The following is a 13,650-nucleotide window of genomic DNA, read 5'->3' on the forward strand; positions in this document are numbered from 1 at the left end:
GATATTGCAATGCGCGACGAGCAAGCCCTGACCTTCAGTACCCACGATGGCGTCGAACTGTTTTATCGTCACTGGCCGGCCAGCGCGCCCGTCGCCGGCGAGCCGCGCAAGGCGATCCTGCTGTTCCACCGGGGCCATGAGCACTCCGGGCGCATCGCCCACCTGGTGGATGAACTGAACCTGCCGGAGTTCGATTTCTTCGCCTGGGACGCCCGTGGCCACGGCCAGTCGCCGGGCGCACGCGGCGACAGCCCGAGCTTCGCCACCAGCGCGCGCGACGTACAGACCTTCTGCGATCACCTCGGCACCACGTTCGATATCGCCGAGGAAAATATCGCCGTGGTCGCCCAGAGCGTCGGCGCGGTGATCGTCGCCACCTGGGTGCACGACTACGCGCCGAGGATCCGTGCCCTGGTGCTGGCCTCGCCGGCCTTCAAGGTCAAGCTCTACGTGCCTTTCGCCCGTCCGGGCCTGGCCCTGATGCGGCGCTTTCGCGGCAACTTTTTCGTCAACAGCTACGTCAAGGCCAAGTTCCTCAGCCATGACCCGGAACGCGTTGCCTCCTATGACAGCGATCCGCTGATCACCAAGGCCATTTCGGTGAATGTCCTGCTCGGGCTCTACGAGGCCGCCGACCGGGTGGTCGCCGATGCCAATGCGATCCAGGTGCCGACCCAGTTGCTGATCTCCGGCGCCGACTTCGTCGTCCACCGCAAACCCCAGGAGCAATTCTTCCAGCGCCTGGGCAGCCTGAAAAAGGAACTGCACATACTGCCGGGGTTCTTCCACGACACCCTCGGCGAGCGCGACCGCCACCTGGCCGTCAGCCGGGCCAGGCGCTTCATCGAGCAAAACTTCCTTTCGCCGGTCAATCGCCCGGCCCTGCTCGACGCCGACCGCATCGGCGATACCTGCGCCGAATCCGAGGCCCTGGCCGCGCCCCTGCCGCACAACTCGCCGCGCGATCTCTACTGGCGCCTGACCCGCGCCAGCATGGGCCTGGGCAGCAAGCTCTCGGCCGGGGTCAAGCTCGGCTTCGACACCGGTTTCGACTCCGGCAGTACCCTGGACTACGTCTACCGCAACACCCCCACCGGGCATACCGCCGTGGGCCGGATGATCGACCGGAACTACCTGAATTCGATCGGCTGGCGCGGTATCCGCCAGCGCAAGCTGCATGTCGAGGAACTGTTGCGCCTGGCCATGGCCCAGCTGCGCGAGCAGGGTCGCGAAGTGCGCATCGTCGATATCGCCGCCGGCCACGGGCGCTATATCCTCGAAGCCCTGCAAGGGGTCGAGCCGCTGCCGGAATCGATCCTGCTGCGCGACTACAGCGATATCAACGTGCGTGACGGCAGCGCGCTGATCGTCGAAAAGGGCCTGGAAAATATCGCCCGCTTCGTCAAGGGCGATGCCTTTGACCGCGCCGACCTGGCCGCGCTGGACCCCAAGCCGAGCCTGGCGGTGGTGTCCGGCCTGTACGAGTTGTTCGCCGACAACGGCATGGTCGGCAATTCCCTGGCCGGGTTGGCCGAGGCCTGCGAACCGGGTGCCTATCTGGTCTACACCGGGCAACCGTGGCACCCGCAGCTGGAACTGATCGCCCGGGCGCTGACCAGTCACCGCCAGGGCCAGGCCTGGGTCATGCGCCGGCGCAGCCAGGCGGAAATGGACCAGTTGGTGGAAGCCGCCGGGTTCCGCAAGATCACCCAGCGGGTCGATGAATGGGGGATCTTCAGCGTATCCCTGGCACAACGGGTGCAATGATGGGCGCCACCGCACGCGAAGCCGGCCTGCTGAAGCGGGCCGTGCTCTGGCTGCTCCTGCTGGCGCCGCTGTTCTTCGCCAGCTACGGCTTTGCCACCTGGTACACCAGCCAGCGCAGCGATGTCGGCAGCTATGTGTTCGACTGGGAAAGCCACATGCCGTTCTGGGCCTGGACCATCGTGCCCTACTGGTCCATCGACCTGCTGTACGGCCTGTCGCTGCTGCTGCCCACGAGCAAGCGCGAACTCGACCGGCACGCCCTGCGCCTGCTCACGGCCCAGGTCATCGCCGTCTCCTGCTTCCTGCTCTGGCCGCTGACCTTCACCTTCGCCCGGCCACCGCTGGACGGCGTGTTCGGCTGGCTGTTCGCGGTACTGGCGGGCTTCGACAAACCCTTCAACCAGGCGCCGTCGCTGCATATCGCGCTGCTGGTGATCCTGTGGGTCATGTACCGCCGGCATTTCGCCGGGGCCGGGCGCTGGCTGGTGCATGGCTGGTTCGCCCTGATCGGCGTGTCGGTGCTGACCACTTATCAACACCACTTTATCGATGTGCCCACCGGCGCCCTGGCCGGCTGGTTGTGCGTCTGGCTGTGGCCGGACGATCGTTCCAGCCCCCTGGCCGTGGCGCGGCTGGCCCGTGACGGCAAACGCTTCAGCCTGGCCGTGCGCTACGGCCTGGGAGCGGCGCTGCTGGCTATCGCCGCCTTCGGCTTCGCCGGTGTCGCGTTGTGGCTGCTGTGGCCGGCGCTGGCCCTCGGGCTGGTGGCGCTCAACTACGCGCGGCTCGGTGCCCAGGGCTTCCAGAAGCGCGCCGACGGCAGCCTGAGTCCCGCCGCCCGCTGGTTGTTCGCTCCGTACCGGGCCGGCGCCTGGATCAACTCGCGGCTGTGGACAAGATCCCATCCACAGCCCGACCAGGTTGTGGATAACCTCTGGCTGGGCCGCCTGCCGAGCCGCCGCGAGCTGCAGGCCGGTCCGTTCAGGGCCATTGTCGACCTGTGCGCGGAACTGCCGCTGGCTGCGCAAGGCCGGGCCTACCAGAGCATCCCGATACTGGACCTGATCGCCCCGTCCGCCGAGCAATGCCGGCAAGCCGCGCTGAGTATCGAAGCGTTGCGTCAGCACGGGCCGCTGCTGGTCTGCTGCGCCCTGGGTTATTCGCGCAGTGCCACGGCGCTGGCGGCCTGGCTGCTGCACAGCGGCCGGGCGGCAGAGATCGATGGCGCCCTGGCGCTGATCCGCGCGGCGCGTCCCGGCGTGGTCCTGCATCCGCAACATCGCCAGGCGCTGGAAGCCATGATCCACCTGACGCCCGAGCCGGCGCCCGGCAGCCTGGGGGTCGCCGATGTCCGCTGACATGCCGCTGCAAGTGGTCGCCAGCCTGCTGCGCCGCGGCCGCTCGCTGGATCAGTTATCCACAGGGCTGACGGTCCTCGGCGTGCTGTCGGGACTGGCGCCGCTGCTGATCGGCACCCTCAGCTCCTGGTGCCTGCTACTCAGCGTCTGGCTGGTGCTGACCGGTCTGCTGCAAAAATACTGGGCCTTGCGTGTCGCCTTCGATGCCGACCTGTTCCAGCTGATGGCCGGGGAACCCAGCGGCCTGGGCGACCGGACCGAGGCGCTGGACCAGGCGCTGCACGACCTCGGCCTGCAACCACGGCACACGCCCGCACGGCCCTGGGCCGAGCGCAGCCGTGGAGCGCTGGGTCTGCTCAAGCGCCAGGCACTGCTGCTGATAGTGCAAATTTCCCTGCCACTGATCGTCATTCTGGCCAGCCCCTGGCTGCCCTTCGCCAGATAAGGAATCGTCATGTTCGAACCCGTGGTTGCCACCCTGATCACTTCCGGCGCCCGCCTCGTCACCGGCGCCCGTAGCCTGTGGATAGGTTCCGGGCCCGATCCGGTGCAGCGGATCTACTTCGCCAACCACAGCAGCCACGGCGACTTCGTGCTGCTCTGGGCCTCGCTGCCGCCGGCGCTGCGCAAGCTGACGCGGCCGGTCGCCGGCGCCGACTACTGGAACAGGAGCGCGTTGCGCCGCTACATCATCCGGCGGGTGTTCAACGGCGTGCTGATCGACCGCGAGCGCAAGGAGCCTGGGGATAACCCGCTGCAACCGATGCTCGACGCACTGGAACAAGGCCACTCGCTGATCATCTTTCCCGAGGGCACGCGCAATCAGGAAGACGGCCTGCTGCCGTTCAAGAGCGGGATCTTCCACCTGGCGCGGACTTATCCACAGGCGCAACTGATCCCGGTATGGATCGCCAACCTCAATCGGGTCATGCCCAAGGGCCGGGTATTGCCCCTGCCGCTGTTATGCACCACCAGCTTCGGCGCGCCGCTGCGGCTCGAAGAAGACGAAAGCAAAGAACACTTCCTGCAACGCAGCCGCGATGCGCTGCTGGCCCTGGCACCGGAGCAACACTGAAATGGATAGGCAGACCCTGATGTTGTTCGCCGGGATCGGCATGATCCTGGTCCTGGCTTCGCTGATCGGCTTCGTTCTGCAGTGGCGGACCCGCGGTACGCCGAACGCGGTGATCGACAACCTCAACGCCCGGATCAACGCCTGGTGGGTGATGGTGCTGGTGATCGGCGTGGCCTTCTGGCTCGGCACCGGCGCGGTGATCCTGCTGTTCTATGCGGTGTCGTTCTACGCCCTGCGCGAGTTCCTGACCCTGACGCCGACCCGCCGCAGCGACTACCCGGCACTGGTGGCGGCGTTCTACCTGGCCCTGCCGCTGCAGTACCTGCTGATCTATTCCGACTGGTACGGACTGTTCTCGATCTTCATCCCGGTCTACGTGTTCCTGCTGCTGCCGATCCTCGCCTCGCTGGGCGGCGACAGCACGCATTTCCTGGAGCGGGCCTCGAAGGTTCAGTGGGGCCTGATGATCGCGGTGTTCTGCGTATCGTTCGTACCGGCGCTGCTGACCCTGGACATTGCCGGCTACGAGGGCCGCAACCTGCTGCTGATCGCCTACCTGGTGATCGTGGTGCAACTGTCGGACGTGCTCCAGTACGTCTGCGGCAAGCTGTTCGGCAAACGCAAGATCGCCCCCAACCTGTCGCCCTCGAAAACCGTCGAGGGCTTTGTCGGCGGCATCACCCTGGCCTCGCTGATCGGCGGCGCGCTGTTCTGGATCACCCCGTTCAATCCCTGGCAGGCGGTACTGATCGCGTTGCTGATCAACCTGCTGGGCTTTGCCGGCGGCATTGTCATGTCGGCGATCAAGCGCGACCGCGGGGTCAAGGACTGGGGCCACATGATCGAAGGCCATGGCGGCATGCTCGACCGGCTCGACTCGGTGTGCTTCGCCGCGCCGATCTTTTTCCACCTGGTACGTTACTGGTGGACCTGAAGGAGCAGGGCTTGTCGGGACGCCGCACCGCCGTGTTCCCGGCAAGCCAGGCTCCTTGTTCACCTTGATGGACAGACATTGAACCTGCCACCAGGGTGACTGCCTGGCCGCTTGACCGGCCCTGTTCAATACGTTCATATTATACTCATAATATTTTACTCCCTTCGCCCCAGGACTTGCAGGAGAACGGCCATGAGCAGCTACGACGTGATCATCATCGGCGGTGGACCAGGCGGTTACAACGCGGCCATTCGTGCCGGCCAGCTGGGCCTGAAGGCCGCCTGCATCGAGGGTCGGGAAACCCTCGGCGGTACTTGCCTGAACGTCGGCTGCATGCCGTCCAAGGCCTTGCTGCACGCTTCCGAGCTGTATGAGGCGGCCACCGGCGGCGAATTCGCCAACCTAGGGATCGAGGTGACGCCAAGCCTCAACCTGGCGCAGATGATGAAACAGAAGGATGACAGCGTTGCCGGGTTGACGAAGGGCATCGAGTACCTGTTCCGCAAGAACAAGGTCGAGTGGATCAAGGGCTGGGGCCGCATCACCGGACCGGGCCAGGTCGAAGTGACCGACGCCAGCGGCCAGAAGACGGCACTGCAGGCCAAGGACATCGTCATCGCCAGCGGTTCCGAACCGACGCCATTGCCCGGCGTGGAGATCGACAACCAGCGCATTCTCGATTCGACCGGCGCCCTGTCGTTGCCGCAAGTGCCCCGGCACCTGGTGGTCATCGGCGCCGGGGTGATCGGCCTGGAGCTGGGCTCGGTGTGGCGACGCCTGGGCAGCCAGGTCACGGTGGTCGAATACCTCGACCGTATCTGCCCCGGGGTCGACGCCGAAGCCGGCAAGACCTTGCAACGCGCCCTCGCCAAGCAGGGGATCGACTTCAAGCTGGGGACCAAGGTGACCAGCGCCACGACGTCCGCCGATGCCGTGCAACTGCGGCTCGAACCGGCGGCAGGCGGCACAGCCGAGCTGATCGAGGCCGACTACGTGCTGGTGGCGATCGGTCGTCGCCCCTTCACCCGCGGCCTCGGCCTGGAAAATGTCGGCCTGGCCACCGACTCGCGCGGCCTGCTCGCCAACCACGGGCACCGTACCGAGGCCGCCGGGATCTGGGTGATCGGCGATGTCACCTCCGGCCCGATGCTCGCTCACAAGGCCGAAGACGAGGCGATGGCCTGTATCGAACAGATCGTCGGCAAGGCCGGCGAGGTCAATTACGCGCTGATCCCCAGCGTGATCTACACCCGTCCGGAGCTGGCGAGCGTCGGCAAGACCGAGGAACAACTCAAGGCCGAAGGTCGTGTCTACAAGGTCGGCAAGTTTCCCTTCAGCGCCAACAGCCGGGCCAAGATCAACCACGAGACCGAAGGCTTCGCCAAGGTCCTGGCCGATGCCCAGACCGACGAGGTCCTCGGCGTGCATCTCGTAGGACCGAGCGTCAGTGAAATGATCGGCGAATACTGCGTGGCCATGGAGTTCTCGGCCTCCGCCGAGGACATCGCCCTGACCTGCCACCCCCATCCGACGCGCTCCGAGGCGTTGCGCCAGGCAGCGATGAATGTGGAAGGGCTGGCGACGCAGATCTAGTCGGGCAGATGATCCAGCGGCAGCGGTCCGGGCGTCTTCACCGCCTGGATCGCAAAGTTGCTGCGGATATCCCGTACCCCCGGCAACCTCAGCAACTCACCGGTGAGAAAGCGCTCGTAGGCGCGCAGGTCGGGGACCACTACCTGCAGCAGGAAGTCCGACTCGCCCGACACGAGGAATGCCGAGATCACCTGCGGCAAGGCCGTGACCGCCAGGCGGAAGGCCTCGGCGTCGGCTTCATGGTGCCGCTCGACCTTGACCCCGACGAACACCGTCAACCCCAGGCCGACTTCATCGCGGTCGAGGTTCACCTGGTAGCCCCGGATCACTCCCGCCTCTTCGAGCATGCGCACCCGCCGCAGGCACGGTGATGCCGACAGGCCGATCTGGTCCGCCAGCTCGACATTGCTCAGGCGACCGTCCCGTTGCAGTGCGGCGAGAATCTTGCGGTCGTAGGCATCGAGTTTTATTTTTGGCATATCCGACTACCCCTGTCGTCATGATTGGCATGAAGTGCCAAGTCTAAGGCTTTAACGGGTCGAATACGCAAGCACCTGCCCCGCTCTTCCAGCATAGACTTTTCCCTGGTTTCCCCTCGGGCTTTTACCCTGACCTCGGAGAATGGCAACGATGCTCCTCTACCTGCTCGCGCTGGCGATGATCTATCTGCTTCCCGGCCCTGACATGATCCTGCTGCTGCAAACCGGCGCCCGCCACGGACGCACCCTGGCCCTGACCACCGCGCTGGGCCTGGGCATGGCCCGCGCCTGCCATGTCGGCCTGGCCGCCCTGGGCCTGGCGGCGCTGTTCAAGACCGCGCCCTGGACCTTCGATACGGTGCGCCTGGCCGGGGCCGCCTACCTGCTATGGATCGGCGTACGCATGCTGCGTCCCGGAACCCTGACCGCGCTGGGCACCGATACCGAAGGCGAGCGAGCGAATCGGCTGGGCTGGCGCGGGGCGTTGCGCCAGGGACTGCTGACCAATCTGCTGAATCCCAAGGCGCTGCTGTTCTGTTCCGTGCTGCTGCCGCAATTCATCGACCCCCGGGCCGGGGCGGTCGGCACCCAGTTTCTCGGGCTCGGCGTGACGCTGGTGCTGGTCGGCCTGCTGTTCGACAGCGGCTATGCCCTCGCGGGAGCCTGGATCGGTCGCTGGCTGGACAACAGTCCTCGGGCCCAGCGCCTGCAACAATGGCTGTTCGGCGGCTTGCTGATCGGTTTCGCCGCCCGCCTCGCCTTTATCCAGCAGGCCTGACCGCCCCTGTAGGAGCCGGCTTGCAGGCGATAAGGCCTTCGTGCCGTGCGCCGCCGTATCGGCCGCCGTCGCCAGCAAGCCAGCTCCCACGGCACGGCTCCACCGAGGATGCACCAGAGCGCAAAAGAAACGCCGTTAGCAGGTGAGCCGACGGCGTTTTTCTTATACATTTTGCCCTTCCTTTCCTGACTAGTTTGCGAACCATGACCAGCACGCTCGATCGTCTTATCGCCGGCACTCCCATTCTCTACGCGGGTAACCGGGTTTCCCCGGTGCCGCCGGAATTGGCCGCGCGTTTCCAGCCGGGCGATCACCTGCTGGTCGACCAGGGCAGCGGTGAACTGCTGTTGATCCCGCAGGCGGTGCAACAGATCGCCGCCAGGGCCATCGACACCGCGCAAGGCGCATTCGCCGCCCTGGCGCAGGTATCGGACGAAGCCATCAGTCGCTTCTTCGATCTGTTCGCCGGGCATCTGGAAGCGCCCGCCTCCTGGGCACTGATCGAAGCGGCGAACCAGGCCGACCTGGCCCGCGCCAAATCGCTGGGGCGCTCCACCACCCGCTTGCTGGCCAGCGAAGCCATGCGCCGCGACATGATCGCCGGACTGCGAGCCTGGCGCGACGCACCGCTGATTCGTGGGCGGGTCCGCGAGTCCGTGGAACATGCCGGCTGGAAGGTCGAGCAGGTGGTCGCGCCGCTGGGCGTGGTGGCGTTTGTCTTCGAAGGTCGGCCGAACGTGTTTGCCGATGCGGCCGGGGTCTTGCGTACCGGCAATACCGCCGTGCTGCGCATCGGCAGCGATGCCCTCGGCACGGCCCAGGCGATCGTCAAGCATGCGCTGGACCCGGCGCTGCGCGAGGCCGGCTTGCCGGCTGGCGCGGTATCGCTGGTGGAAAGCATCGACCGCGCCGCGGGCTGGGCGATGTTCGCCGACCGTCGCCTGTCCCTGGCCGTGGCGCGAGGCTCGGGCCATGCGGTGAAACAGCTCGGGGGTATCGCCCAGCAGGCCGGTACCGTGGTCAGCCTGCACGGCACCGGCGGTGCCTGGCTGGTGGCGCACCAGGATGCCGATGCCGCGCGTTTTGCCGAGGTGGTGCGCAACTCCCTCGACCGCAAGGTCTGCAACACCCTCAATGTCTGCGTGATCCACCGCCAGCGCGCGGCCGAACTGGTGCCGCTGTTTCTTGAAGCGCTGACCCAGGCCGGCGTGGCCCGTGGCCAGAGCTGCAAGCTGCATATCGTCAGCGGTGACGAAGGTGTCCTGTCCGAGCAGTGGCTGAAGGCCCGCGTCCGAATCCAGCGCGCCGAAGGGTATCAGGAGGAAGCGCAGACCGAGTCCCTGGCCGAAGACCAGCTTGGCCGCGAGTGGGAATGGGAAGAGACGCCGGAAGTCAGCCTGAAGATCGTCGACGACCTGGACCAGGCCATCGGCCTGTTCAATCGCTACAGCCCGCAGTTCACGGTGTCGCTGATCAGCGCCGACCGCCAGGCCCACGACTACTTCTACAACAGCATCAATGCCCCGTTTGTCGGTGATGGCTTTACTCGCTGGGTCGACGGGCAATACGCGCTGAACAAACCGGAGCTGGGGCTCTCGAACTGGGAGAACGGACGGCTGTTTGCCCGCGGCGCCATTCTGTCGGGCGACGGCGTATTCACCCTGCGCAGCCGCATGAGCCAGATCGATACCGCTTTGCGTCGATAAGCGGTTGGAGCGGGCTTGCGTGGGAATGGACCTCTGTGGGAGCGGGCTTGCCCACGAAGAGGGCCTGGAGCCCGCTAAAAGCTTCGCGGGCAAGCCCGCTCCCACAGAAGCACCCACCACACACAAAAAACCACCAAGGGCGACTTCAGAGCTCCAGCACCAGCGGCTCCGCGCTACTGGCCGGGATCGCACAACAGATCAGCACCTGCCCCTCGCCCGGTAATTCGGCCGGGGGATAGGGGTAATGCACCTGTCCACTGATCAGGCGTGTGCTGCACGTCCCGCATGAGCCTCCCCGGCAACTGAATTCCGGACGCAACCCACGGCTTTCCGCCAGTTCCAGCAGGCTGCCGCCCTCCGGCTGCCAGCGCGCTTCCTTCGCCGACTGATGGAAGATCACCGGTACCGCGACCGTGGCTGCCGGTGGCTGCTCGATTGGGCTGAGCCCCGGGTCCAGTTGCCGCCGCAAGGTCGATGGTCCGAAGGTTTCCGCGTGGATATGATCATCGCGAATATCCATCCCGCGCAGTTGATCGTACATCCCCTGGGTAAAACCGCCCGGCCCGCAGAGCACGAAATCCACCGCGTCATAGTCCTCGATCAGCAACAACGAACGCATGACTTCGACACTCAGGCGTCCCGGCAGGTCGTAATCCTCACCCAGCACCGCCTGCGGTTCAGGCTGGCTCAACAGGCGCAGCACCTGCACCGATTCGCCGCCGCGCTCGCGCAGCTCATCCAGTTCCTCACGGAAAGGCAATTCCGCCTGGGATCGGGCGCTGAGAAACAGCACGGTGGGCCGCATGCGCCGCGTGCGTTTGCCCTGGTAGACCACTTCGCGCAGCATCGACAGCAATGGCGTGATGCCCACGCCCGCCGCGAGCAGCACCAGTGGCCGTCGTTCATTAGCCTCTACGGTGAAGTGCCCCTGGGGAGCGCGGGCTTCGATCCTGTCCCCCACTCGCAATTGGTTATGGATATGCGAAGACACCCGGCCATCACGCTTGACGCTGATCCGCAGAAACGAATCCGAAGGTGCGCCGGACAGACTGTAGGTGCGGATGTGGGTTTGTCCGTCGATGTCGAATCGCAGAGGCAGATGCTGCCCGGCCAGAAACACCGGCATCCCCGCCCCATCGGTCGGCTCCAGGTACAACGAGCGAATGGTCGCGCTTTCCTCGACAATCCGGCTGATCTGCAACGGCCGCCAACTGTTGCCCAGGGCTTCAGCCTGCAAACGGGCGGCGGCTTGCGGCCAATTGCCGGTCATCAGGCTGTTGGGTGAAAAGCCTTCGAACTTCCAGCGCAGGCTCGTTGCAGCTGGACGGCGCACACAATGTTCCACGTGGAACGTCCACAGCCGCTCGGCGCCCTGGAAGGCTTTCACCTGAGGTCCCTCAAGAATGACTTCCGTGCGCCCGCTGAGCTGCAACAGATCACCCGTATTGAAGTCGATAAACAGCAGGCCGGCGCGGGGATTGAGCAGCAGGTTACCCAGGGTGTTGAAGAACAGGTTGCCGGCAAAATCGGGGATGGTCAGGCGGTCGCCTTCCACCCGGACAAACCCGGTCTGCCCGCCCCGATGGGAAACATCCACCGAGCGTTTACCGTCGATATCCACATAGCTGGCAACAAAGAAGGTGTCGGCATTGCAGATCATTGCCGTGGCCGCAGCGTCCAGGGTCTGGGAGCGGTGAACCACCTGAAGTGCCGGATCGACGACCGGCACCCGCTCGAACTGACGCAGCTGGATATATTGCGGGCAGTTGCCGAAGCTCTGCTCCACGGCGATCTCCAGGCCCTGGTCACCCAGGCTCTGGATATGCCCATTGAGGCGGTTGCGGCGCCGTGTGTGCAATTCGATCCCCAGCAACCCCAGGGCAGCGCCCGCCCGCAGCGCCGAGTACGCCGGGTCCTGGGGTTGCGCAAAGCTGTCGAGTTGCAGGTGCCTGGGGTCCGGGGAAACGGCAAAGCCGGGATCACCCTCGAACAGGCTTGCCCAGGGGCGCCCTGCCTCATCCACCGCACCAAACAACATGAAAGGCAGTTGGCGATAGAAGTCGCGATGCTGGTCCGGCATGTAGTCACGGACCACCCTGGAGCCCAGCTCAGCCATCCGTTCGGCCACGCCGACTTGCGTCTGCATCTGCCGTTCGCCTGCGTGCCAGGGTGAAACGCCGGGTTCGTTCATCGCGACTTCTCCACTGTAAGGGGCCCGGCCTGGATAAGCCGGGACTTTATCCGTCTCAGGCGGTCTGCAAACCGGCAACAGTCCGCGGCATCGGCACAAAACCTGGCAAGGCTTCGATACGCGCCAGCCAGGCCCGTACATTCGGATAGTCCGCCAGCGAGACATTGCCTTCCGGTGCGTGGGCGATGTAGCTGTAGCTGGCGACATCGGCAACGGTCGGCTCGCTGCCCGCCAGATACGGCGTATGGCTCAGTTCCTGTTCGATCACCTTGAGCAGGGCATGGGAACGGCTGATGGCTTCCTCGGCATCGAAGGCGGCACCAAACACTGTGATCAACCGGGCCCGCGCCGGACCGAAGGCGATCGGCCCCGCCGCCACCGACAACCAGCGTTGCACGCGGGCAGCGCCCACCGGATCGGTCGGCATCCAGCGACCGTTGCCGTACTTCTGCGCCAGGTACACGATGATCGCGTTGGAGTCGGCCAGGACCACGCCCTGGTCGTCGATCACCGGGACCTGACCAAATGCGTTCAGCGCCAGGTACTCGGGCTTCTTGTGGGCGCCGCTGGGCAGGTCCACATGGATCAGTTCGACCGGAAGGCCAAGCAGGGACAGCATCAATTCGGCACGATGGGCGTGGCCGGAACGGGAGAAGTTATAGAGCTTGATGGCGGTCTGGGACATGACGGACTCCGTGGGGCAGCGGCACGAACCGGGATGGATCGCGCCAATGGAGTTATCTTCCGCCTTCGATGAAAACAACAGAATCACCATAAATGGCAATCCAGTATTTCATCTGGTGAAATAAATCCCGCCTCTGTGGCTCAGCCTTTCAGCGCCGGATGTTCGCGCAGTGCCGCCACCACGAAGTCGACAAAACTGCGCACCCGGACCGGGGCCTTGCGCCCGCCCTGAAACACCACGTGGATCGGCAGCGGCGGCAGTTCGAAGGCGGCCAGCACCACCTCCAGTTCGCCGCAGGCCAGCTTGTCGGCCACCTGGTAGGACAGCACTCGGGTCAATCCCGCCCCCAGGCAGGCCGCACGAATCGCCGCCTGGTTCGCGGTCACCGCCAGGCGCGGGTCCAGGCGGATGCTCAGCGGCTTGTCGCCATCGACAAACTGCCAGGTGCGCACTTGGGACGCCGCCGAGGTCATGACGATCCGCGCCTGGCGCAGTTCGTCGGGATGGGCGGGCCGGCCATGCATGGCGAGGTAGGCAGGGGACGCACAGACCACCCGGCGCACCTGCCCTACCCGCACCGCGTGATGACCGCTGTCCGGCAATTCGCCGATGCGTATCGCCACATCGATGCCGTCCTCGACGATGCGCACCACCCGGTCGACCAACAAGGCGTTGATGTCGACGGCCGGGTACTGATCGAGATAACGCACCATCACCGGCGTGACGTACAACTCGCCGAACAACACCGGTGCGGTCACCGTCAGTTGCCCGCTGGGCTGGGCATGGCTGGCTGCCGCCGAAGCCTCGGCCTCCTCCATTTCACCGAGAATCCGCCGGCAATCCTCGAGGTAGCGCAAGCCGGGCTCGGTCAGGTGCACATTGCGCGTGGTGCGGATCAGCAACTGCGCGCCGATGCGTTTTTCCAGTGCCGCCACCGCCCGGGTGACGCTGGGTGCCGACAGGTTCAGGCGCCGCGCCGCCGCCGAGAACCCCTGCTCCTGGGCCACGGCAACAAACGCCTGCATTTCCTGGAATCTGTCCACGGCACGCCCTCGGTCAAATCAGTCAAGAAAAGAGCCGCATC

12 protein-coding genes are annotated in these 13,650 nt (G+C 65.4%); 8 read left to right on the forward strand and 4 right to left on the reverse strand.

Going from position 1 to position 13,650, the window contains the following annotated elements:
* The first annotated feature begins 9 nt into the window (after window positions 1-9).
* The 6 genes from KI243_RS32590 (at window position 10) to lpdA (ending at window position 6,727) form a co-directional block, all read left to right on the forward strand.
* Window positions 10-1,767: a bifunctional alpha/beta hydrolase/class I SAM-dependent methyltransferase gene (locus KI243_RS32590; RefSeq protein WP_212810306.1), complete on the forward strand. Its 1,758-nt coding sequence runs from the start codon at window positions 10-12 to the stop codon at window positions 1,765-1,767.
* A complete protein-coding gene (locus KI243_RS32595; protein ID WP_212810307.1) occupies window positions 1,764-3,125 on the forward strand; it encodes a phosphatase PAP2/dual specificity phosphatase family protein in 1,362 nt (453 codons plus the stop codon). The genes KI243_RS32590 and KI243_RS32595 overlap by 4 nt, the downstream gene beginning before the upstream one ends.
* On the forward strand, window positions 3,115-3,570 hold the full coding sequence (locus tag KI243_RS32600) for a hypothetical protein (protein ID WP_017129337.1): 456 nt from the start codon (window positions 3,115-3,117) through the stop codon (window positions 3,568-3,570). Before KI243_RS32595 ends, KI243_RS32600 begins: the two co-directional genes overlap by 11 nt.
* A 9-nt stretch (window positions 3,571-3,579) precedes the next feature.
* Window positions 3,580-4,200, forward strand: a complete 621-nt coding sequence (locus KI243_RS32605) for a lysophospholipid acyltransferase family protein (protein WP_017129336.1) — start codon at window positions 3,580-3,582, stop codon at window positions 4,198-4,200.
* 1 nt (window position 4,201) lies between these two features.
* A complete protein-coding gene (locus KI243_RS32610; RefSeq protein WP_017129335.1) occupies window positions 4,202-5,134 on the forward strand; it encodes a phosphatidate cytidylyltransferase in 933 nt (310 codons plus the stop codon).
* Window positions 5,135-5,326: 192 nt separating this feature from the next.
* A complete protein-coding gene (lpdA, locus tag KI243_RS32615) occupies window positions 5,327-6,727 on the forward strand; it encodes a dihydrolipoyl dehydrogenase (protein ID WP_212810308.1) in 1,401 nt (466 codons plus the stop codon).
* Here lpdA and KI243_RS32620 read toward each other — a convergent pair.
* Window positions 6,724-7,197 carry an Lrp/AsnC family transcriptional regulator gene (locus KI243_RS32620; RefSeq protein ID WP_042937062.1) on the reverse strand — a complete coding sequence of 158 codons (474 nt, stop codon included), beginning with the start codon at window positions 7,195-7,197 and terminating at the stop codon, window positions 6,724-6,726. The two genes, lpdA and KI243_RS32620, sit on opposite strands and share 4 nt — an antisense overlap.
* 151 nt (window positions 7,198-7,348) lie before the next feature.
* Here KI243_RS32620 and KI243_RS32625 point away from each other — a divergent pair, with 151 nt between their 5' ends.
* Together KI243_RS32625 and KI243_RS32630 are read left to right on the forward strand one after the other, a co-directional pair.
* Window positions 7,349-7,984 (forward strand): LysE family translocator, encoded by a 636-nt coding sequence (locus KI243_RS32625; RefSeq protein WP_212810309.1) that lies wholly within the window; start codon window positions 7,349-7,351, stop codon window positions 7,982-7,984.
* Window positions 7,985-8,187: 203 nt separating this feature from the next.
* The gene (locus KI243_RS32630) at window positions 8,188-9,690 is read left to right on the forward strand and encodes an aldehyde dehydrogenase family protein (protein ID WP_212810310.1); all 1,503 of its coding nucleotides are present in this window, start codon (window positions 8,188-8,190) and stop codon (window positions 9,688-9,690) included.
* A gap of 145 nt (window positions 9,691-9,835) precedes the next feature.
* On the opposite strand, the gene KI243_RS32635 is transcribed toward KI243_RS32630, so the two are convergent.
* From KI243_RS32635 to KI243_RS32645, 3 genes are all read right to left on the reverse strand, one after another.
* Window positions 9,836-11,881, reverse strand: a complete 2,046-nt coding sequence (locus tag KI243_RS32635) for a pyridoxamine 5'-phosphate oxidase family protein (protein WP_212810311.1) — start codon at window positions 11,879-11,881, stop codon at window positions 9,836-9,838.
* Window positions 11,882-11,936: 55 nt separating this feature from the next.
* Window positions 11,937-12,566, reverse strand: coding sequence for a glutathione S-transferase (locus tag KI243_RS32640; protein WP_177087346.1), 630 nt, complete (start codon window positions 12,564-12,566; stop codon window positions 11,937-11,939).
* Between the two features lie 140 nt (window positions 12,567-12,706).
* Complete coding sequence (locus KI243_RS32645; protein WP_177087348.1) at window positions 12,707-13,609, reverse strand: LysR family transcriptional regulator; 903 nt, start codon at window positions 13,607-13,609, stop codon at window positions 12,707-12,709.
* Window positions 13,610-13,650: the final 41 nt, after the last annotated feature.

The organism is Pseudomonas sp. Ost2 (assembly GCF_018326065.1).
Taxonomy (GTDB): domain Bacteria; phylum Pseudomonadota; class Gammaproteobacteria; order Pseudomonadales; family Pseudomonadaceae; genus Aquipseudomonas; species Aquipseudomonas gingeri.